At 59.3% G+C, this 21,866-nt stretch carries 20 protein-coding genes; 12 read left to right on the forward strand and 8 right to left on the reverse strand.

Features of this window, described 5'->3' with window-relative positions:
- Positions 1-4: 4 nt before the first annotated feature.
- From QZ869_RS13435 to QZ869_RS13450, 4 genes are read left to right on the forward strand one after another with little or no spacing between them, the layout of a single operon-like run.
- Positions 5-1,465 carry a TolC family protein gene (locus QZ869_RS13435; protein WP_062428054.1) on the forward strand — a complete coding sequence of 487 codons (1,461 nt, stop codon included), beginning with the start codon at positions 5-7 and terminating at the stop codon, positions 1,463-1,465.
- Between the two features lie 14 nt (positions 1,466-1,479).
- On the forward strand, positions 1,480-2,838 hold the full coding sequence (locus tag QZ869_RS13440) for a copper oxidase (RefSeq protein WP_072492794.1): 1,359 nt from the start codon (positions 1,480-1,482) through the stop codon (positions 2,836-2,838).
- Positions 2,839-2,872: 34 nt separating this feature from the next.
- Positions 2,873-3,352: a plastocyanin/azurin family copper-binding protein gene (locus tag QZ869_RS13445; RefSeq protein WP_153312728.1), complete on the forward strand. Its 480-nt coding sequence runs from the start codon at positions 2,873-2,875 to the stop codon at positions 3,350-3,352.
- Positions 3,353-3,370: 18 nt separating this feature from the next.
- Positions 3,371-3,655 (forward strand): copper-binding protein, encoded by a 285-nt coding sequence (locus tag QZ869_RS13450; protein ID WP_149737031.1) that lies wholly within the window; start codon positions 3,371-3,373, stop codon positions 3,653-3,655.
- A gap of 45 nt (positions 3,656-3,700) precedes the next feature.
- On the opposite strand, the gene QZ869_RS13455 is transcribed toward QZ869_RS13450, so the two are convergent.
- Entirely contained in the window at positions 3,701-4,066 is a 366-nt protein-coding gene (locus tag QZ869_RS13455; RefSeq protein ID WP_296105419.1) for a hypothetical protein, read from the reverse strand.
- Positions 4,067-4,179: 113 nt separating this feature from the next.
- Here QZ869_RS13455 and QZ869_RS13460 point away from each other — a divergent pair, with 113 nt between their 5' ends.
- Positions 4,180-4,629, forward strand: coding sequence for a DUF411 domain-containing protein (locus QZ869_RS13460; protein WP_153312726.1), 450 nt, complete (start codon positions 4,180-4,182; stop codon positions 4,627-4,629).
- Between the two features lie 9 nt (positions 4,630-4,638).
- On the opposite strand, the gene QZ869_RS13465 is transcribed toward QZ869_RS13460, so the two are convergent.
- Positions 4,639-5,043, reverse strand: a complete 405-nt coding sequence (locus tag QZ869_RS13465) for a MerR family transcriptional regulator (RefSeq protein ID WP_174046950.1) — start codon at positions 5,041-5,043, stop codon at positions 4,639-4,641.
- Positions 5,044-5,096: 53 nt separating this feature from the next.
- On the opposite strand from QZ869_RS13465, the gene QZ869_RS13470 reads away from it, so the two are divergent.
- From QZ869_RS13470 to QZ869_RS13485, 4 genes are all read left to right on the forward strand, one after another.
- On the forward strand, positions 5,097-5,876 hold the full coding sequence (locus QZ869_RS13470; protein WP_153312724.1) for a glutaredoxin family protein: 780 nt from the start codon (positions 5,097-5,099) through the stop codon (positions 5,874-5,876).
- 551 nt (positions 5,877-6,427) lie between these two features.
- Positions 6,428-7,894 (forward strand): multicopper oxidase family protein, encoded by a 1,467-nt coding sequence (locus QZ869_RS13475; RefSeq protein ID WP_296105421.1) that lies wholly within the window; start codon positions 6,428-6,430, stop codon positions 7,892-7,894.
- Between the two features lie 13 nt (positions 7,895-7,907).
- Positions 7,908-10,124: a copper-translocating P-type ATPase gene (locus QZ869_RS13480; RefSeq protein WP_296035851.1), complete on the forward strand. Its 2,217-nt coding sequence runs from the start codon at positions 7,908-7,910 to the stop codon at positions 10,122-10,124.
- Positions 10,121-10,330 carry a DUF2933 domain-containing protein gene (locus tag QZ869_RS13485; RefSeq protein WP_296035849.1) on the forward strand — a complete coding sequence of 70 codons (210 nt, stop codon included), beginning with the start codon at positions 10,121-10,123 and terminating at the stop codon, positions 10,328-10,330. Before QZ869_RS13480 ends, QZ869_RS13485 begins: the two co-directional genes overlap by 4 nt.
- 221 nt (positions 10,331-10,551) lie before the next feature.
- On the opposite strand, the gene QZ869_RS13490 is transcribed toward QZ869_RS13485, so the two are convergent.
- The 6 genes from QZ869_RS13490 to QZ869_RS13515 form a co-directional block, all read right to left on the reverse strand.
- Positions 10,552-11,268, reverse strand: a complete 717-nt coding sequence (locus QZ869_RS13490; protein ID WP_296105425.1) for an HAD-IIA family hydrolase — start codon at positions 11,266-11,268, stop codon at positions 10,552-10,554.
- Positions 11,269-11,352: 84 nt separating this feature from the next.
- Positions 11,353-12,195: a phosphodiesterase gene (locus QZ869_RS13495; protein ID WP_296035844.1), complete on the reverse strand. Its 843-nt coding sequence runs from the start codon at positions 12,193-12,195 to the stop codon at positions 11,353-11,355.
- Positions 12,196-12,264: 69 nt separating this feature from the next.
- Positions 12,265-13,515: an ABC transporter substrate-binding protein gene (locus QZ869_RS13500; protein ID WP_296035842.1), complete on the reverse strand. Its 1,251-nt coding sequence runs from the start codon at positions 13,513-13,515 to the stop codon at positions 12,265-12,267.
- A 37-nt stretch (positions 13,516-13,552) separates the two neighbouring features.
- Positions 13,553-14,383 carry a carbohydrate ABC transporter permease gene (locus QZ869_RS13505; protein WP_296035837.1) on the reverse strand — a complete coding sequence of 277 codons (831 nt, stop codon included), beginning with the start codon at positions 14,381-14,383 and terminating at the stop codon, positions 13,553-13,555.
- On the reverse strand, positions 14,380-15,261 hold the full coding sequence (locus QZ869_RS13510; protein ID WP_112454969.1) for a carbohydrate ABC transporter permease: 882 nt from the start codon (positions 15,259-15,261) through the stop codon (positions 14,380-14,382). The genes QZ869_RS13505 and QZ869_RS13510 overlap by 4 nt, the downstream gene beginning before the upstream one ends.
- Positions 15,258-16,376: an ABC transporter ATP-binding protein gene (locus tag QZ869_RS13515; RefSeq protein ID WP_296035830.1), complete on the reverse strand. Its 1,119-nt coding sequence runs from the start codon at positions 16,374-16,376 to the stop codon at positions 15,258-15,260. Before QZ869_RS13515 ends, QZ869_RS13510 begins: the two co-directional genes overlap by 4 nt.
- Positions 16,377-16,504: 128 nt before the next feature.
- Here QZ869_RS13515 and QZ869_RS13520 point away from each other — a divergent pair, with 128 nt between their 5' ends.
- The 3 genes from QZ869_RS13520 (at position 16,505) to QZ869_RS13530 (ending at position 21,745) form a co-directional block, all read left to right on the forward strand.
- A complete protein-coding gene (locus QZ869_RS13520; RefSeq protein ID WP_112454971.1) occupies positions 16,505-17,377 on the forward strand; it encodes a LysR substrate-binding domain-containing protein in 873 nt (290 codons plus the stop codon).
- A 275-nt stretch (positions 17,378-17,652) separates the two neighbouring features.
- Positions 17,653-18,453 (forward strand): hypothetical protein, encoded by an 801-nt coding sequence (locus QZ869_RS13525; RefSeq protein ID WP_296035823.1) that lies wholly within the window; start codon positions 17,653-17,655, stop codon positions 18,451-18,453.
- The gene (locus tag QZ869_RS13530; RefSeq protein WP_296035820.1) at positions 18,446-21,745 is read left to right on the forward strand and encodes a DEAD/DEAH box helicase; all 3,300 of its coding nucleotides are present in this window, start codon (positions 18,446-18,448) and stop codon (positions 21,743-21,745) included. Before QZ869_RS13525 ends, QZ869_RS13530 begins: the two co-directional genes overlap by 8 nt.
- Positions 21,746-21,866 lie beyond the last annotated feature (121 nt).

Consider the following 21,866-nt stretch of genomic DNA (forward strand, 5'->3'; position numbering starts at 1 on the left):
GAAAATGATGCTACGCAACATCAAGATGATTTCCGCCGTCGCTCTGCCATTGGTAGCCGCCGGGTGTGTGACGACCGACTACTCGGCTGTTGACTCAGGGTTCGCAAACGCGTCGCTAAAGAGCGGCGAGGCGACGGGTAAACAGACCGTCTGGATTCAGAACCAGAAGCAGGCTGAAGCAACCCGTGATCGGGTAAAGTCGCTAATGGCGAAGAAGACCATCGACGTTGAGACAGCCGTCCAGGTCGCTCTTCTTAACAACAAGGGACTTCAGGCATCCTATGCGGATCTTGGCGACAGTTCCGCCGACGCATGGCAGACACAGCTATCCGTGTTTCCGACGTTTTCGGTTGGTCTGAGCGGCATCGGCACGCCTGGTCTGGAAGCTTACCGGGTTCTCGAAGGGGCGATAGCCACCAACATCCTTGCACTTGCCACCTACGACCGGAACATCAAGCTCGCCGACAACCGCTTCCGGCAGGCCCAGCTCAGGGCGGCGATCGCCACGATCTCGCTTGCCGCCGACACGCGGCGGGCGTGGATCAACGCCGTCGCGGCATGGGAGAACGTCGCCTATCTGAACCAGGCGAAGATCGCCGCCGACGCCTCCTCCGAACTTGCCAAGAAGATCGGCGAGGCCGGATCGATGCCGAAGGGCGAACAGGCCCGCGAGCACGTCTTCTATGCCGAGCTGACGGGCGACACGGCCAAGGCCCGGTTGACCGCCAAGCTTGCCAAGGAGGAACTGGTCCGGCTCATGGGGCTGTCTGGGACGGAGGTCGACTTCCAGATACCGAACCGTCTGCCCAACCTGCCGAAGACCCTTATCAAGCGGGACGACATCGAGGCCGAAGCCATCCGCAAACGGATGGACCTGCAGGTCTCGCGTCTGGAGCTTCAGGCGGCGGCGAAGTCCTACGACCTGACGAACGCGACCCGCATCGTGACGGACATCGAGCTTGTCGGGACATGGGAGAAGGAACGCGAGCGGGAAGACGGGAAAATCGTCTCCGACATCTCGAGAACCGGAGCCCTCGAGTTCACGATCCCGATCTTCGATTCCGGCCAGGCGCGGCTGCGCAAGGGCGAACTCGCCTACATGCGGTCGGCAAACCAGCTCGCGCAACTTGCGGTCAACGTGCGCTCGGAGGCGCGGTCGGCGTATGTGGCCTACAGGTCGAACTACGACATCGCCCGCCACTACCGCAACAACGTCCTGCCGCTGCGCAGCGCGATCGAGCAGCAGTCGATGCTCAACTACAACGGCATGATCACCAGCACGTTCGAACTGATCTCGGACACGCGCGACAAGATCACCTCCACCATCCTGGCCGTCAACGCGAAGCGTGACTTCTGGCTGGCCGAAGCGAACCTCGCCCCCGTGATCTACGGCGGCAGCACGGGTTCTGCCGCAGCCGAGACCGAGGTCGCATCCGCCGAGCCCGCCGCGGCCGGCGGCCATTGAGAAAGGAAACGAGAATGTTCAGCAGAAGACAATTGCTCGGCGCGGGCGCCGCGTCCGCCGCCCTCGTCTCCTCCCAGGCCTGGGGCCAGACGACGAACATGGGCCTGCCGGAAGCGGCCGTCATGGAATCGGCGGCGACCCAGACGCCTGTGAAGCCGTCGGTCGGCCCGGACTACAATCCGGTGGTGACCCTGAACGGATGGACCCTGCCCTTCCGGATGAACAACGGGGTCAAGGAGTTCCACCTGGTGGCCGAGCCCGTCGAGCGCGAGATGGCCGAAGGGATGACCGCATACCTGTGGGGCTACAACGGACAGTCGCCGGGTCCGACGATCGAGGCGGTCGAAGGCGACCGGGTTCGTATCTTCGTCACCAACAAGCTGCCGGAGCACACCACGGTACACTGGCATGGAATGATCTTGCCGTCGGGCATGGACGGCGTCGGCGGGCTGTCGCAGCCGCACATCCCGGTCGGCAAGACCTTTGTTTACGAGTTCGACCTCGTGAAGTCCGGGACGTTCATGTACCACCCGCACTCCGACGAGATGGTGCAGATGGCGATGGGGATGATGGGCTTCTTCGTGGTCCATCCCAAGGATCCGACGTTCATGCCCGTCGACCGGGACTTCGTATTCCTGCTGAGCGCCTACGACATCGATCCGGGTTCCTACGTGCCCAGGGTCATGGAGATGACCGACTTCAACCTCTGGACCTGGAACAGCCGCGTCTTCCCCGGCATCGATCCGCTGGTCGTGTCGAAGAACGACAGGGTCCGCGTGCGCGTCGGCAACCTGACGATGACGAACCATCCGATCCACATGCACGGCTACGATTTCGAGGTGACCTGCACGGACGGCGGGTGGGTACGGCCGGAGGCCCGTTGGCCCGAGGTCTCGATCGACATCCCGGTCGGGGCCATGCGAGCCTACGAGTTCGACGCGAAGTATCTCGGCGACTGGGCGATCCACTGCCACAAGTCGCACCACACGATGAACGCGATGGGCCACGAGATTCCGACCTTCATCGGGGTCGACAAGAAGGAGGTCGCGAAGAAGATCCGACAGTTCCGCCCGGAATACATGCCGATGGGCACGGCCGGCATGGCCGACATGGGCGAGATGTCGATGGAAATCCCAGAGAACACCGTTCCCATGATGACCGGCTGGGGTCCCCATGGCCCCATCGAGATGGGCGGCATGTTCTCCGTGGTGAAGGTCCGCGAGGGCATCTCGGCGGGCGATTACACCGATCCGGGCTGGTACGAGAACCCGCCCGGCACGCAGGCCTGGGAGTGGACGGGCAGCCTGCCCGACGCGACTAAGGCAAAAGACGCGAAGACGCAGCTACCTTCGAAGCATTCGAACCACGGCTGACACCCCCTCCTGAACAACCAAAAAGGAAACAAATATGAGAAATGCAATCATCGGCATGCTTCTGGCAACCGCCCTCACTACTCCTGCTCTCGCATCGGGCAGCCACGCAGGAGGACATGGCGAGGCCATGGCCGTTGGCGAGCCGGGCGACAAGTCCAAGGTCACGCAGACCATCCGCGTCAGCATGAAGGAGACACCGGACGGCAAGATGGTTTTCACCCCGAACAACTTCAAAGTCCGCAAGGGTCAGACCGTACGCTTCACGATCAAGAACGAAGGCGAGCTCGATCACGAGTTCGTTCTCGACCAGGAAGACAAGGTCATGGAGCACAAGGCTGTCATGGAGAAGTTCCCAGACATGGAACATGACGACCCCAATGCCATCCGGCTCGCGTCCGGCAAGTCCGGCGAGATCGTCTGGAAGTTCACCAACGACGGAGTGTTCAAGATCGCCTGCCTTGTTCCCGGCCACTACGACGCTGGCATGCACGGCGACGTTGCTGTCGCCAAGTAACCTGAAAGGAACTCGAAAATGAAAAACATCATCAAGCTGGGTCTCGCAGCGGCGATCGCCCTCTCCTCTGCAGCCGGCGCGTTCGCCCAGGAGTTCACCAACGGCACCGTGAAGAAGCTCGACGCAAAGGCAAAGAAGGTCACCCTGATCCATGAAGAGCTCAAGGGTCTCGAGATGCCTGCGATGACCATGGTCTTCGAGGTCAAGGACGATGCCCTCCTGACAAAGCTCAAGGAAGGCGCGAAGGTCCAGTTCGTTGCCGAGCGCGTCAACGGCAAGCTTACCGTCACCCAGGTCAAGTGACGCTGAGGCGGCCGCGCTCGCCGATTGGGGGCGCGGCCGCCAGCCTCAGGAAGTGGGCTGCTGGCATAGGACCTTCCACAAGTCCTGCATCCAGTCCCCAGAGAAAGATGGCTGGGGCATGAGATGGGTGAAGCGGCCGACCTTCACTGCTCCAGGTGCTTCGCATCTTACCCGGACGGCATGCGCGCTATGGTCCACGAAGAGGGTATCCCCGCCCGGCGACATCTCCGTTAGGCCGATTCCGACTTCGTAGTCGTACTGCATGTCATCTGGCCTCATGGACGATGTTATGGCGAGGCTGATGGTTCTGCTGTCGGAAAAACGGGCAATGTGGAAGGGCTGGCGTTCTTCGGCTTGAGCGCTTGAAAATAGGACTGCGGATGCTGCGACAAGAATACTGATGCGGCACATGAGCACCTCCCGGTACTATCACGCCAGTATAACACAGCGAATGCGTACGCGACAGATTATCCGTTAGAATACGGTGGGTCTGCATGGTGCGGGCACTAGGAAAGGAAGAGACGATGAAACGTAGGCAATTCATCTGCATGGCAGCGTCGGCGGTGCTTCTCCCTGGCGCGGCCGTGGCAAGCATGCCAAAACTGGTTGTCCATAAGGATCCCTACTGCGGCTGTTGCGAGGCGTGGGCTTCTGCGTTTGCCGATGCGGGCTTCGAAGTCGATCTCAGAAATGAGAACGACATGGACGCAATCAGGGCGAGGCTGAAAATCCCCGCATCCATGCAGGGATGCCATACCGCGACCGTGAACGGATACTTCCTCGAAGGACACGTTCCTCTGGAGGCCGCGCAACGACTGCTCGCGGAAAGGCCAGCGCTCGCAGGTCTGGCTGTCGCAGGCATGCCGAAGGGATCCCTTGGCATGGGCACTGATCCTGGTGCATCCTACGAAGTCATGGCGATACCGAAGAATGGCGGTGCGCCTTATGTCTACCTCGCCATCAGGCCGAAGTGACCGAGCCTCTTAGATTCCGAACGATGACAGGATCGGGCATGGCCCGGTCTTTTCGGAGGCGCACTCTCCGACGAGCCGTTTGAGCGCATTCCTCGCCTGATCCAGTTCGGCGATGCGGGCTTCGAGGGCCTCGAGCCGAACTTTCGCAAGCCTGCGCGCGGTTTCCCGATCGTCTCCGGCATCAAGATCCATGAGTTCCTTGATTTCCTCAAGCGTGAACCCCGCGGTCTGCGCCTGTCTGACGAACCTGAGGCGGCGGAGATCATCCTCCCCGTAGTGCCGGACACCCACGTGCTTCTTCGGTGTCGTCAACAGCCCTCGCCGCTGATAGAAGCGAATCGTCTCGACCCCTACGTTTCCGGCCGCAGCGAGTTTTCCAATCGTCATGTCCATTGGCTGTTGACTCCGTACCACGGTACGCAACGTATGGTCATACCAACGGTTTCACAAGACAAAGGAGACGTGAAATGTTGGACAAGGTCCAGAACACGAAGAAGGCGGCCATCTACCGCATGGTGATGCCGGGCCATACGTGCCCTTACGGCTTGAAGGCCAAATATCTGCTCGAGCGTTCCGGCTACGAGGTCGAAGACCATCACCTAGAGACGCGCGAGGAGACCGACGCGTTCAAGAAGGAGCACGATGTCGCAACCACGCCGCAAGTGTTCATCGACGGCAGGCGCGTCGGCGGACATGATGACCTGCGCAGGTTTCTGGGCAAGAAGGTTGCCGATCCCAAGGCGACGACCTACCGCCCAGTCATCGTGCTCTTTGCCATGACCGCGCTGACAGCGATGGCGACAAGCTATGCGGTCAGCGGCGATCCTTTCACGCTGAGAGCGGCTGAATGGTTCATCGCCTTCTCGATGGTCGTGCTCGCGCTTCTGAAGCTCCAGAACGTCGAGACCTTCGCCACCATGTTCCTGAACTATGATCTGCTCGCGAAACGGTGGGTTCCCTATGGCTACGTCTACCCTTATGCGGAAGGTCTCGCGGGCATTCTTATGGTGGCGGGCGCCCTCAACTGGATCTCCATCCCCGTCGCCCTTTTCATCGGCACCATTGGCGCAGTGTCGGTCTTCAAGGCCGTCTACATCGACAAGAGGGAGCTGAAATGCGCATGCGTGGGCGGATCCAGCAATGTCCCGCTGGGTTTCATCTCGCTCACCGAGAACTTGATGATGATCGCTATGGCGATCTGGATGGCGGCGGCCACCCTGGGCTTCATTGGCGGCCACGCAATGTGACCCGTGCTGTTAACTGATGCCAATCGGAGATGCCGTGATGCATCTCCGACCCACTTGATGAAGATCAACGCAAGCGTATCCTAGCGCGGTAGATTGTTCCCGTGCGAAACTGGGCAGAACAAGATGAACCTGCGGAAGCTTTCACCGCTGATGTTGAGGATTTGCGTGGTCTTTGTTGCCGTCGCCGTCCTCTTCAGCGCGCCCGCTTCCCAAGCGGCTGCTCATCACACCTGCTCTACCGAGACCAGTGTTTCCGTCGGATATCAGCATAGCGGCGACCATGATTCGAAAACGAAGACCGTGCTTGCCGATCAGGCTTGCTGCAGCACAATCTGCGCCGTTTGTCTGCTTATCCTTCCCACGCCGACCGAGTTGTCGTCCGTGTCGATGCTGCTCACCCGAACCTCGGATCTGCAGGATCATCTGACCGGGGTAGCCCCCTCGCCTGCCCTTAAGCCCCCGCAGTCCCCCGCCTGATGAATCCGTCCGCCTTCCAGCGGAAAACCATCATCAGCAATGTCGGCATGCCGACAAGGACAAAGAGGCATATCATGTATCGCCGTCAATTTCTGAAGACGCTGGCCGCAGGGGCGGCAGCCGTCTCTCCCATCCTCAATTCCAGAAGTGCGTTTGCGAATCCAGCCGCCGTGGATCTCATCATCGGAACCAGAACCCTGGAGGTGAACGGCAAGGCCGCCACCGTCTACGGGCTGGCCGACCGCAACAGCAGGCCCGGTCTGGTCCTTGATGCAGGCTCGGACTTCAATGTCCGCCTTATCAACGAGTCCAAGGAGGACACGCTCATCCACTGGCACGGCTTGACACCGCCGTGGGACATGGACGGCGTACCGGAAAATCCGGCCGCGCCGCTCCCTGCCGGACAGAGTCGGGAATACGCCTTCCCTGTCGGACCCGGCGGCACACACTGGATGCATGCCCATACGCTTCAGGAGCAGAGCCTGCTTGCGGCACCGCTCATCGTCCGGACGGCCGAAGACAGAAGCCGGGACGAACAGGAAGTCGTGGTCCTGCTACATGACTTTTCCTTCAAGTCACCCGAGGAGCTGTTGGAAACCTTGAAGGGCGGCAGTTCCGGCCACGGAGGGATGCAGTCGGGCCAACAGAACATGATGCAGACTATGACGAACATGCAGGGGCACCAGATGCCGATGACAGGCATGTCGACGATGAGTATGCCGATGAAAAGGATGTCGTCACCAGACCTGAACGACATCGAATACGACGCATATCTCGCCAACGACCGCACGCTGGACGATCCCGAGGTCATCAGAACCGAGAAAGGGGGGCGCGTTCGGCTTCGCATCATCAACGGAGCGACTGCCACTGCATTCACGGTCGATACGGGAGCGATCGTCGGCAATCTGATCGCCGTGGACGGCATCGATGTCGAGCCCGTGGCGGGAAGCCGCTTCCCGATCTCAATGGGCCAGCGCCTGGACATCCGGCTCGAGCTTCCAGCAGGTTCCGGTTCATATCCGATCCTCGCTCTCCGCGAAGGCGCGACGGAGCAGACCGGAATTGTCCTCGCAACCAGCGGCGCGACTGTCGCGAAGATCGGCACCACCTCTTCAGGCCCAGGGCCTGTTCTCGATCTCGGTCTCGAGCAGCAGCTCCGCGCAAGGAGACCTATTTCCCCGCGCGTGCCCGACCATCAGTTCACACTGACACTGGGAGGTGACATGGCCGCATACACTTGGAGCATATCGCCGGGTGCACCGCTGAAAGTTTCCAAGGACAAGCGAGTTCGCCTGACGATGCGGAACATGTCGATGATGGCGCACCCCATGCACCTGCACGGGCACCACTTCCAGGTCTTGCGCGTCAACGGCCGTGATATCAGCGGGGCTGTCCGGGACACCGTCCTCCTGCCCCCGATGGCAGAGGTCGCGGTGGAGTTCGATACGGGCAATCCCGGCAACTGGCCACTGCACTGCCACCATCTGTATCACATGGCGACGGGGATGATGACCTATGTTTCCTACAACGGCGCGATCTGATCAGGAGACCGACATGGCACACGACCATCATGGACATCCTCACCACCACGATCGCGAGAATGGGCACCACGAGGACAATGTGGTTCCTCTCAAGGGGCATCAGCCGCCCACCGGGCAAGGAACAATCTTCACGTGCCCGATGCACCCACAGGTCAGGCAGACCGGGCCAGGCAATTGCCCGATCTGCGGAATGACACTCGAACCGGAATCACCGACGATCGGTTCCGGCCCAAGCCCCGAACTTCTCGACATGCGACGCAGGTTCTGGATCGGCCTCGTGCTGGCGCTTCCCGTCCTCGCGTTGGAAATGGGCGGGCACCTGACGAACCTGCACATGCTGCTCGGGCCGCAGACATCCAACTGGATTCAGATGGTTCTGGCCACTCCCGTCGTTCTATGGGCGGGCTGGCCTTTCTTCGAGCGCGGCTGGCAGTCCCTGGTGACGCGCCATCTGAATATGTTCACCCTCATCGCGATGGGTACGGGTGTCGCGTGGATCTACAGCGTCGTCGGGACGGTCCTGCCAGGAGCGTTTCCGGAAAGCCTGCGCTCGGCCGAGGGTACGGTCGCGGTCTATTTCGAGGCGGCCGCCGTCATCACGGTTCTGGTGCTGCTCGGCCAGGTGCTCGAGCTTCGGGCGCGCGAGCAGACGGGTGGCGCAATCCGGGCGCTGCTTGATCTGGCACCGAAAGTCGCGCGACGCGTGAAAGCAGACGGAACCGACGAGGACATCGGACTTGACGCGGTCGCCGTGGGAGACAGGCTGCGGGTACGTCCGGGGGAGAAGGTGCCCGTCGACGGCACACTGCTTGAGGGTCGAAGCTCCGTCGATGAGTCTATGATCACGGGGGAGTCGATGCCTGTGACCAAGGCGGTCGGAGCCAACCTGATCGGGGGTACCATGAACCAGACTGGCGGCTTCATCATGGAGGCAGGCAAGGTCGGGCGCGACACCATGCTGTCCCAGATCGTCAGGATGGTGGCTGAAGCGCAACGGTCCCGCGCTCCCATTCAGCGGCTTGCGGACGAAGTGTCCGGCTGGTTCGTCCCCGTGGTGATCGCGGTCGCCGTCTTGTCCTTCATTATCTGGATGCTGGTCGGGCCGGAGCCGCGGTTTGCGCATGGCCTCATAGCGGCGGTGGCGGTCCTAATCATCGCCTGCCCCTGTGCACTGGGTCTAGCAACTCCGATGTCCATCATGGTGGGAGTGGGCCGAGGCGCAAGGCTCGGCGTGCTCATAAAGAACGCCGAGGCTCTTGAACGCTTCGAAAAGATCGACACCTTGGTCGTCGACAAGACCGGAACTCTGACCGAAGGCCACCCCAAAGTTACCGCGATTGCACCCCGCGAGGGCATTTCCGAAGTGGACCTTCTCAGGCTCGCTGCCACCTTGGAGCGGTCGAGCGAGCACCCGCTGGCGTTGGCGATCGTAAACGCGGCCAATGAGCGCAAAATCCCGCTCGGCGACGCACAGGACTTCGACAGCCCGGTGGGTAAGGGTGTGACGGGCACGGTCGAAGACAGGAAGCTAATTCTGGGCAGCCACCGGATCATGGGGGAGGCCAGTGTCGATGTGTCAGCGATGGCATCGACGGCCGAAGAGCTGCGCGGCGAAGGCGCGACTGTCATCTTCATGGCGGCTGACAACGTTGTGGTAGGCCTGTTCGCCATAGCAGATCCGATCAAGGCGACCACGTCTGACGCAGTCAGGACGCTGGTGAATGAAAACGTTCGGGTGGTCATGCTGACTGGTGACAACCGGACGACCGCCGAGGCTGTGGCGCGGAAGCTTGACATTACCGAAGTCGAGGCCGAAGTCCTGCCGGAGGACAAGAGCAAGATCGTCGCCCGACTCCGGAAAGAGGGGCGCATCGTCGCCATGGCCGGGGACGGCGTGAACGACGCTCCCGCACTGGCGGCAGCGGATGTCGGCATTGCCATGGGGACAGGCACCGACGTTGCGATCGAAAGCGCCGGGGTGACCCTTCTGAAGGGCGACCTGCAGGGCATCGCCCGCGCCCGGCAGTTGAGCCGGATGACGATGCGGAACATCCGCCAGAACCTGTTCTTCGCGTTCATATACAACGCCGCCGGAATTCCAGTCGCGGCGGGTGTCTTATACCCGACGTTCGGGCTTCTTCTGTCGCCGATCATCGCCGCCGCGGCAATGGCCCTTTCATCGGTCAGCGTGATCGCCAACTCACTCAGACTGAGGAGCATGAATCTATGAACTCGTCTCGCACATGGATTCTGATGGCTGCCTCGCTCGTCATCGTCGTTGCCTTCTTCATTCTGCGCGAACACTGGGCGTATGCGCTCGGGCTGGCGCCGTATCTCCTGCTGCTCGCCTGCACGCTAATGCACCTGTTTCATGGTCATGGCGCGCGCATCGTTCGGCGCGGGGCCATTGCCGGACGAGATAGTCAGCGGGAATAAGTCCGGCAGTTCCCACTTCCACCCTCGAACGATTTCGGCGGCTGAAGGACCAAGTCGTATAGTCCCGTGGCACCCAAGTCATGGTCTGGCACGACAAAATCTCCGTAAAGCTCTTGAAAGGACACGAACCGTCGACCCGCTGTCAACGACGCTTCGAGTTTGGCTTTTGGTTCGATCGAACCTTGGCAGCCTGCAGCGTTTCCCGGCTCGATCAAGATACCCTACGGAAGCCAATCTTCTTCGCCATGCTCAAAACCTACTCGAACAAAGCGGATACCAACACCCGCTGCTCCTTTCCCATCGGTTTCCGGATTATCGCCGACCATGAGTGTTCTTGTCGGAGTGCTGCCAATCAAAGCCATTCCAGACAGAAACAATCCCGGCTGGGGCTTGCCAATGACATGATGTGGAACCGGACCGGTACATGCAAGAACTGAAGCGGCGAGGGCGCCGGTCTCCGGCACGACAGATCCGTCGGCTGCTGGATGGGTTTTATCTGGATTGCAGACAACCAGTTGTGCACCAGCCAATACAGCATTCGATAGTGTCCTGATCTTGTCGTAGGAAAAGGCACGGTCACGACCAATCAACACCACATCGGGCTCGACGTCCGTCACCTCAAGTCCAAGATCTGTCGCATAGTCCTGCAATGAGCGGCTTGCCGCAATGAGCAGGCGGGCGCCGGGCATGTCCACTGAAACCTGACGGAGGGCCTCCATTCCGGCAGCCACGATGCGGTCTTGCGACACAGGAATGCCGAGGGACTGCAACAGGGCGGCAATCTGGACCGCAGTATGCTCTGCATCATTGGTTACAATGGCAAATCGTCCGCGGCTTTGCTCGATCAGCCCGTGCGCCCAAGGCAGAACCTTGCCGCCACTAACGAGCGTTCCGTCGAGATCGAAGAGGACGCCGTCAGCGTCGTGAAATTCGTGCATGTCGATTAGTTTCAAAGTTGCAGGACGCCAAGCCGCAGGCAGTGATCTGCCTGCGGTTTCGTCTTGAAAAACAGGATCTCGACGTCAGTCGTTCGAAATGGGAAAGCCCAACGCGTATTCGCGCCCCTTGATCTCGTCACCATCGAGCGGGAAGCGCCGGGTGGCATCGAGAAAGTAATTCAGGTGCACGACGAGACTATCCTCATTCACCGAGACGACGGCATAGGCCGGCGGCTCATGGCTTCCAGGAATATCGTCGCCATGCGGATAAAGCGCGAGCGGAACCTGATGGTTGAGGCCGGGAATGAGCGAGAAGGAAATGCCGTGCCAATTGCCGAAGATCGGCCGGTGGATGTGACCGAGGAAGATGTGGCGGATGCGTGTGGCGTGCGGCTCAAGTACCAGCCAAAGCGCGTCGGCATCCTGCTGGGCAAGCATGTCCATAGAGGAAATGCCGACCGGAAAGGCGGGATGATGCATGAACAGCAGGACCGGTTCCTGGCTTTCGGCGAGCTCCTTTTCGAGCCAGGCGCACCGGGCCTCGCAATAGGCACCGGCATGGGTTCCCTCCTGCTTGGTGTCGAGGAATATCAGCCGATGACCATCCACGACGCGGCTGCCCTGCACGAAGCCGTTGCCGTCGTCCATGGCATGCGGAAAGACGCTGCGGAATGCCGTCCGTTCGTCGTGATTACCGATAAGCAGCACCTTTGCGATCGGGCTTGTCGCGAGATGCTTCTGAAGCTCTTCATAGGCCGGGATTTCACCCCAATGGGCGAGATCGCCGGTGATGACGAGCAGGTCGGCGTCGGAATGTTCCATCGTGATGCTCTTCAGTGCCGCATCGAAACGCTCGCGCGGATCGAGGCCGAAGAGCGTTGCGGGTTGTGGGACGAAATGCGTGTCGGTCAGGTGAATGAGCTTCATAACGGATATCCTTTTTTGAACGATCGCCGCGTGGCCGGCTTGGGCGGCCACGCGGCGGGCTGGCGGTAATCAGCGACGCGGCAGAAGCGCCTGGGTGTCGGCAGCCATCTCGGCAAGTACGGACTGGGCTTCCTTGGCGCGGGTGCCATCCATGATCGACTGCATGTGATCCTTGATCACGTCGGTGATTTTCAGGCCGTTATCGCCCGGGAAAGCGTACCAGCCGGTCAGGTAAGGAAGCTCGGAAAGAGCGACGGCCTGGTTCGGATTCTGGGTGTAAAAATCCCTCAGCAGGTCAGCGGCCTTGGTGTTGGGCGCCATGTAGCCGGTGGTCCGGACCATGATCGCGCCGCCTTCCGGGCCGGTGGCGAATTTCAAGAATTCCCACGCCGCCTTCTGCTTCTCCTCGGACTTCGCCGTGATGATGGCGACATTGCCGCCGGCCGGCAGACGCGTGACACCGTCCTTGATATCCGGATAGGTGCCGGTCTTCAGTTCGAATTTCTCACCGACCTGCCTGGTGACGGCGTTGACGCGCGAGGTGGTGGTGACCATGACACCGATCTTGCCGGCCGAGAATGCGGCCAGCATGTCGTTGGCCGTCATGTTTGGCGACTTGGCTTCAGTGGCAAGACGTGCCAGCGTTTCGATCGCCTGCTTGCCGGCATCGCCATCAAAGGCAACCTTGGTTTCGTCGGCGTTCAGCATCGCGCCGCCATTGGCGAAGACCATGGCCTGCCACAGCCAGTTGCCGGTGATCGACCATTCGGCCATCACACCGTTGGCTTCGCCCTGAGCATTGATCTTCTTGGCAAGCGCGATGATTTCGTCCCAGCTCTTCGGCAGGCTGTTTTCGTCGAGACCGGCCTTCTTCACCAGATCCATGTTGTAATAGACGATCGGCAGCGAGATCGCGAAAGGAAGGCCATAGACCTTGCCGTTGACGGCGCCGGCCTGACGCATGCCGTCATGGTAGCCCTCGGCGTCAAAATCCTTCTCGTTGGCGATGAAGTCATCGAGCGAGACGGCGATTTCCTTGTCTGCCAGCACGCGAACACGGTTCAGGCCCTGGAAGGTGACGTCCGGCACATTGCCGGTGATGCCTTCGCGCAACACGCGCTGTGCGGCATCCTCGTATTCCTTGTAGGGCGTGCGGAATTCGACCTTGATGTCAGGATGCTTCTTGCTGAACGCTTCGGCGAGCTGCTTCTGGGTCTCGTCGAACAGTTCGGGATAGGGATACTGCACGGTGATCGTGGTCTGGGCAAGCGCCATGGAAGCCGTCAGCGACAACGCTGCGGCGGTCAGGATCATTCTCATTCATATTCTCCAGTCGTGGATGGATGTTGGGTTGCGGTTATTTGATACCGGTGAAGGCGATGCCTTCGATGAAGCGCCGTTGCGCCAGGAGGAACAGGGCGAGAAGCGGAGCGACGATGATGGTCGCGGCCGCCATGAGCGGGCCAAAATCGTTGCCGGCTTCTGCATTGCGGAAGGCCACGATGCCGAGCGGCGGCGTGAAATAGCTGTCGCTCGATACGGCGACCAGCGGCCAGAAATAATCGTTCCAGTGGGCAACGACCGAGAAGACGCCGAAAGCCGTGAGTGCGGGAACCGCTGCCGGCAGCATGACGCGCCAGACGATCGACAATTCGGACATGCCGTCCATGCGGGCCGCATCGACCAGATCATCTGGTACGCCCATGAAGAACTGCCGCATCAGGAAAATACCGAAGACGGAGATGGTGAAGGGCAGGACCAGCGCGCTGTAGCTGTCGAGCAGACCGACATAATAAAGCAGGATGAACAGCGGAACGGCGATCGCCTGATAGGGGATCAGCAGGCAGAAGAGCACGAAACCGAAGGCGACATGGCGACCGAAAAAGCGCAGTTTGGCGAGCGCGTAGGCGGCCGGCAAAGCGACCAGCACCTGCAGGAAAAAGATCGCCGCCGTGACGACAACGCCATTGACCAAATAGAGCAGCAGCGGGGCAGCAGAAAACGCTTCCGAATAGTTCTCGATGATCGCGGGCTTTTGCGGCCACCAACGCACCGTATCGGAAAAAATCTCGTTGGCCGGCTTGATCGAGGTCGAGACCATCACCGCAAAAGGCAGAAGCGCAAAAGTGGCGATCGAAAGCAGGGCTGCATGGCGAAAGGCCGAGGTCGCGAAGGAACGGGCCGTCATGCGCTTGCTCCATTTTTCTTGAGGGACACGAAGCGCAGTAGGCTGACACCGACAACGAGCATGATGAAGACGATGGTGATGGCCGCTGCATGACCGCTGCGGAAGAACTCGAAGCCTTCTGCGTAGATCGTGTAGAGCAGCACTTCGGTCGCCTTGTTGGGACCGCCTTGGGTCAGCGCATGCACCGTGTCGAAGACCTGGAACGAGCGGATAACGGAGGTGACGGCGACGAAGATGGTCACGGGTGCCAGCAGCGGCCATGTGATCAGCTTGAACCTCGCCCAAGCATTCGGCGTGCCATCCATTTCGGCCGCGTCATAGAGATCGCGCGGGATGGCGGAGAGACCGGCCATAAACAGGACCATGTTGAAACCAAAACTCTGCCAGATGCCGATGATCGCGAGCACGTAGAGCGCGATCCCGCCGTCCTTCAGCCAGTTATGCGGAGCAAACCCCAGCGCCTTCATCGTAGCGTTGACGATACCGAAGCTCGGATGCAGCATGAATTCCCAGACCACGGCCATGGCAAGAAGGCTCGCCATGACGGGTAGGAAGAAAGCGGTGCGATAGAAGGATCGCAGCGAAGTGCCGGCATCGATCAGAAGCGCGCTGACAAGGCCGAGCAACATCGAGCCCGGCACCACGACGGCTGAATAGATCAGCGTGTTGCTCAAAGACTTCCAGAAGGTTGAATCGCCTGCCAACGCCCTGAAATTCCCAAGCCCGACGAACCGCAGGCTGCGGTCGCCTAGCTGGTAGTCGGTAAAGGCCAGCACGAAGATCGAGGAGAGCGGCGCGATCAGGAAAAGGAGCGCCAACACGGATGCGGGCGCGATGAGGGCGAGGCCGGCGCGGCTCTGGCTGGCGGAAAGGCTCATCGGCCGCCCTCCAGCCGAAAGGCACCGGCGATGCGTCTGTTGTCGGTGCCGAAAACATGCAGACGCGTCTCGTCCACGCGGATGCCGACCTTGTCACCAATCGCCGGGCGAATGCCGGCCGGATCGCAACGCACGATGACGAGATCACCGTTCGCTGTCGTCACCTGAACGAACAGGTCGGCGCCGAGATTCTCGATATGGTGGATGGTGCCGCCAAGCGGAGCCTCAACCTCACCTGCAAGCCGCGCCGCTTCCGGCCTAAAAGCTGCATGCACGTGATTGCTGGCGGTATCTGCGGAGGTGAGCGACAGAGCGCCATTTTCTGACATCGCCGCCTGCAGGACGTTGATTTTCGGGCTGCCGATGAACTCGGCGACACGCAGATCCTGCGGCATCTGATAGATCTGGTCTGGCGTATCGACCTGAAGGATTTCACCGCCCATCATCACCGCAATGCGATCCGACATCGTCATCGCCTCGGCCTGATCGTGCGTGACATAGATGAAGGTGGAGCCCAACTGGCGGTGAAGCGCAGCGATCTCGCCCCTCGCCTGCACACGCATCTTGGCGTCGAGATTGGAAAGCGGCTCGTCCATCAGGAAGGCGCTCGGCTTGCGAACCATGGCGCGGGCAAGCGCTACACGCTGGCGCTGTCCGCCGGAAAGTGCCGCCGGTTTGCGGTCCTTCAGCATGGAGATGGACAGCGCATCGCATACCTTCGCCACCTCTTCGGCAATTTCCTCGCGTTTTGCCCTGCCGGACGGGAGAAGTCCTCCGACCAACGAACGCTCGGTCGTATTGAGGCGCCGCATGAGCAATGGCACGGCAATGTTTTCTGCCACCGTCAGATGCGGATAGAGAGCGTAGGACTGAAAGACCATGGCGAGATCGCGGTCGCGTGGTCGCATCCGGTCGACAACGGTGCCATCGAGCAGAATATTGCCATCGCTCTGTTGTTCCAGCCCCGCGATAATACGCAGCAATGTGGACTTGCCGCAGCCGGACGGGCCGACCAGAGAGATGAATTCGCCATCGCGGATATCCAGATCGACGCCCTTGAGAACCTGGGTTTCCCCGAATGTCTTCGCGACAGATCTGATGTTTACGCCGGCCATGATTGAAGTCCTGAAAGTTCATTCGATGGCCGGGGAGGTATTTCATAAATTTTACATCCGAATGACGCATTATAAATTCAATTTATACCGCCCATCAGATTACCATTCATCGGAAGCAACCGTCTGCCATGCGCTCCAAGCTCAGTTACGCCCAGTTGCGTGCGTTCAACGCCGTGGCAAAGGAAGGCAGTTTTTCGTCTGCCGCCCGCCGCCTCGGGCTCAGCCAGCCCGCTGTCACGGCACAGGTGAAGGCGATGGAACAGAGCTACGGCGTGCTTCTGTTCGAGCGCAGAGGCGACGGCGCGAGAATGACGTCGCTGGCCAAATCGCTGTTCCAGGAAACTCGGGAGCTGAACGTCATCGAGGAGGTTGCTGCCGACATCCTCGGTTCGTCGAGTGCGCTGAAAACAGGGGAGCTCAATGTCATGTGTGGCGCCCCCAATCCGGCCATGGCTCTTCTCTCGGAATTCCGTCGCCACTATCCCGGTGTCAGGATCAATGCGAGCTTCGGCAACTGGCATCAGGTGACGACGGCGCTTTACGAACAGCGTTGCGATGCGATCATCCTGACTGGCGTCCCGGAGGATGAGGCGCTTAACCGGGTGGCCTATATGGAGCAGCGCCCCATCGCACTCGTTCCCGCCAGACATGCGCTCGCGGTTCGCGGCAAACCGATATCGTTGCATGAACTGGCCGATCAGTCGCTGATATTCCGCACGGAACATTCTCTGACACAGACGGCGGTGAACCGCGCGATGAAGGTTGCCGGTCTTGATCTGGAGCCGGCGTTACGTCTTGGTGAACGCGAGGCTGTCTATGAGGCCGTACTGCAAGGCCTGGGTATCGGTTTCATGTTCGAACTCGCCGTGACTCGCGACGACCCCGCCGTCTTGCGCCTTCCCATCGTTGAGATCGAGGAGACATTTGTAGAACATGTCGCGTGTCTCGCACGAAACATGCGCCGCAGAGAAGTTCGCGCGCTTATGGCGCTCGTAGGCTGAGAATATCTCGTCATAGATACAAGTGAGGTCTTGATGGGATGTGAACCATCGACCGTCAAATAACTCCACGTAAGTCATTGATTATCAAAAATCCAAACTGATCTTATCTCTGTTTGCCGAGCAGAACCAATGGTCATGGCTTGACGGCATCCACAAAGGTAAACGCGTCACTTTTTTCACACCAGCATTTAAACATGCCGTGTCGCGCGTGAACGAAAAATGCAACCATATGCATGGGGTCGGCGAATCGGCGTTCGTGGGGATGCGCATCGAAAATGACACTCAGTTTGGCGGCGACGGATCATGACCAACTATGTCATGGGTGGTCTTGGGAGATCGAAGACGAGGACGAGCTTGTCGATCAGGTAGCCCGCGTCACGCTCGGACAGTATCGACACATCTCCAAGGTCCTGCAGCGACTGGCCCCAAGGCCGCCAACGACGACCGCCGAGCACGTTGCGGACGCGCTTGACAAGCTCGCACTGGACGCAGATGGCTCGTCATCGAAGCGCGATGGTTGGATTTTCCAAGTAATCTCTTGGATCGCTGCCAATGCTAACCGCGGCAACGCGTTCATTCGAGCCCCCCATATTCGCAAGGCTGACCACGGTTTCGACGGCATGCAGCTGGAGATGTCGCCAGACGGTAGCACGGTGTCGGCGATCGTGATTTTCGAGGACAAGGCCACGACATCACCTCGAGACACGGTACGCAACAAGGTCTGGCCTGAGGTTCAAAAGCTCGAAATCGGACAGCGGATCACGGAACTGACGCATGAAGCGACGTCGATGCTTGAGGCCCTCCATGGATCCGCATCCGATTTCGCGATCGAGGAAGCCATCGAAAAGATAATCTGGAAAGACGCAAGACGCTACCGGATAAGCATAACCGTCAAAGACAAGCATCTCGATGACAACGTCCGCAAGGGACTTTTTAAGGGCTACAATGATCTTGTGACCGGCAATGTAAACCGTCGTCGTGCAGAAACAATCTTTATCCCGAATATGAGGGGTTGGATGGAGGCTTTCACAGACAAGGTCGAAACTCGCATATCCGAGCTCGCTCCCCATGTTTGATGCCTCGACTGTCTCTCTAATCGCGTCAGGCCCGGAACTGGCGGGCGTCAATCTTGAAGAGCTCCCTAAGGAATTTACCAAGGCGTATGCGGAGATAGTCGCGGCGAGATTGCGTTTTAGAGGCAATCAGGATGAGAATCTTCCTTCAGCATTAATAACCACGCTTCGCCGGATGAGACGTCTCTCAGCAACACATGAAGCCCTGGTCGCGTTACTTCCGGACCGTGAAAATCGGGCCGCAGCGGCATTCATTTCGGGAACGGCGCACCAAGTTTATGCCCAAGGTATTGCACTACGGCAGAGTCGACCTCGGCAGAGCTTCATCACCAGATCCTCTGTTTCGCCCGAAGTTTGCGCAACGCTTCTCTTCATGATCGCTGACTCTTTCGCGGACGCGGCCGAGGCTTCCAAAGCGATCCTCCCTGATCAGATAAGAGCTACCAAAATCGAGGATGCTCTGCTTCTCTCCATCCGTTGCCTTGCTAAGGGTGAGCTGAACAATATTCTGGATATGGACGACCCAGCGTTTGACGAAGATGCGCCACTCGATGACCAGGCACAACAGGCACTCCTTCTCCATCTGTTCATTGGAGTTAGGAAGCTAGCCAGGCAGCTCCTCTTGAGAACCGATGATGAAGATTTAACCGAGGGAGAAACTGCTCAGGCGACATTCGCAAAAGTAAAAGCCTTAAGCGTTGATGAAATTGCGGACAACGCGGTCTATAGTCTTTTCTCCGGCCCTCTTCACCTTGCAAACCTCCTCCTTGCCGTTGAGCGGGATCTTATGGTTACAGCGATCGCCCGCACTCCGACCCCAGGCGGCGTCGGAGAGCCGGCTTGGCGGAAAATAGTTAAGAGAATGGCGGCGAAGCGCCCATATCTCTGGCGAAACCACCGGGATGCGATTGATAAGGGCTATCTCGAACAGGGGGTTTCGGCCGCGATCAGCTTCCCGACAGGCGGCGGGAAGTCCACGCTGGCCGAATTGAAGATCGCGGCAGCTCTTTTACGCGGCGAGCAGGTGGTCTTCCTCGCGCCTACCAACGCTCTGGTCGACCAGACTGCAACGGCGCTTGCAAAGACATTCCAGGATTACGAGGTTGTCAGCGAACTTGAGGACGAGGTCACTTTCGCTGACGTCGTGGTGCTACCCTCCGTGATAGTCACCACGCCAGAAAGATGCCTCCTTCTCCATTCGGTCCAGCCCGAGGCATTTGAAGACCTCGGCCTCATTGTTTTCGACGAATGCCATTTGCTCCATCCAAGAGATGACGACAGAAGCCGACGCGCTGTAGACGCGATGCTGACCGTCCTCAATCTAACGGCGACAGCACCATCTGCCGACGTTCTGCTGCTCTCTGCGATGATGAAAAACGCAGGCGAAATAGCGTCGTGGGTGCAGAAACTGACCGGCCGCGATTGCCTTGCTCTGGATTTGACGTGGAAGCCGACACGCCAGATCCGAGGGACCGTCGTTTATCCCGCGAACCGCATATCCGAGCTATTGGCGATTTTGATCCAGGCGCGGCAGGACTATCCGCAGAAAAAAAACGGCGCGCCGGCAAAAATAGAGCGACAGCTGAACGCGCCGCCAGTCGGCCTCTTCTCCTTGCACCAGACTTGGGCCAGTACGGATACGGAAGACTACACCTTATTGAAATTGATCGACAATGCGCCGCATTTCAGTACGGCAGTGGGCAGGCAACGCCAATGGCGACTCACACCCAACGGCAATAAGCTGAGTGCTACCATCGCTGCGGCGTCCTCGGCGAGCGGCATCAAGACCTTGGTTTTCGTTCAGACAACTGTACTTGCGAATGCCGCAAGCCGCGATTTCCACAAACTCCATCAGTCTCCGCCTGTGACGCTGACTGAGAGTGAGCGGAAATGGCGAACTATTGCCGTCGAGGAGATGGGCGGATCGGAATACTGCTATCTGCGTCTCGACGAAGACGGGACCTTCAGTGGCGGGGCGGCAAGCCATCACGGCCTCCTTCTCAGGGAGGAACGCCATCTGCATGAATCACTCTTCAAACGGCCAGACGGCATCGGCGTGCTTTTCGCTACCTCGACCCTTGCGCAGGGTATGAATCTTCCTGCGGAAATCGTGATAATCGCGGGCGATAGCCGCTTCGATCCGGCGGCTAACAGGATGGAAGTCTTGGAAGCGCACGAGGTGCTCAACGCCGCTGGGCGGGCCGGACGGGCCGGCGAGCGCTCTCAAGGGCTCGTATTGGTCGTTCCTAGTCGCGTTATCGACTTCGACGAGGCGACCGGCGAAATAGGCGATCACTGGGAAACTTTGCGAAACATCTTCCAGCAGTCGGATCAATGCCTCGAGATCAATGACCCCCTAACAGAGCTGTTGGATCGAATTCATGTCAGTGCGGTGGAAGGTGGCATGGCTTCTTATCTAGTGAGCAAGCTGCCTCTATCTTCTGGTGAAGACGAGTTCGAGGGGGCGAGAACATTGCTCTCTCGCTCTTTTGCGGCGTACAGGGCACGCCGGGACGGCAACGAACAATGGATCGAGAGCCGTATCGAAGCAGCACTAGACGCCAAGGCTCTAATGGGCGAATCGTCAGTACGAGGGTGGATGGACCTCGTTTCTGGATCGACCGGCGTTTCTGTGCAAAATCTGCGCGAGATCCAGACACTGCTCGACAACGGCATTCTCGAAGGAAGCGCGATCGAGATTATGACGAAGTTACTCAAATGGATCGCGGAAATCCCGGATCGACTGCTCGACTTCGTCAGGCCCGAAAACCTCGAAGGGCTTTTTGGCGAGGCCTACAAGAAACTGCCCTCGGACGAAGAGCGGGGGGAGCAAGGCCTATCTGCGCTTCTAAATATTTTGCCCCTCTGGATGTCTGCGAGACCTCTATGCGAAATCGAGCGGCACTACACGGGTAGCCAAGACGTCGGCAATTGTAAGTTTGCGCGGCAGTTCGCGCTAAGGGTTGTCCAGGATTTGGCATTCATCGCGGGCCTTCCTGCCAGAATCCTGATCGCCCGAAACGTTGCTGGTGAACTCGCAGAAGAACCGACCACTCCCATTCCAACTGTATTGTCGACACTCGCTGCGATCGTACGTGAGGGATGCGACAGTCCCGATTCCCTCGCAAGTCGACTGGAAGAGGGCCGTACCATTTCGCGGGTAAGGTCAATGGCACTTTATCATGCCTGTAGACCGTATATTGAAGATGGCGGCGCATTCGAAGATTTCGACGACACGCGGGACCGGGTCAGGCGCGGAAAAGCATTGTATAACTTCTTAGAAGAAAGCGACTGATTTGACGGCCGTGGGTCGAACCTGATTCACTCTTGTTGACGGAGCGTTTAACTCCAACCTTCGAAGCTGACCTGTGTCCCTTCACGGGTGCTTTTCTATTCCGTAGAAATTTTTATGCGAA

It is taken from the genome of uncultured Agrobacterium sp., assembly GCF_913777885.1.
GTDB lineage: Bacteria > Pseudomonadota > Alphaproteobacteria > Rhizobiales > Rhizobiaceae > Agrobacterium.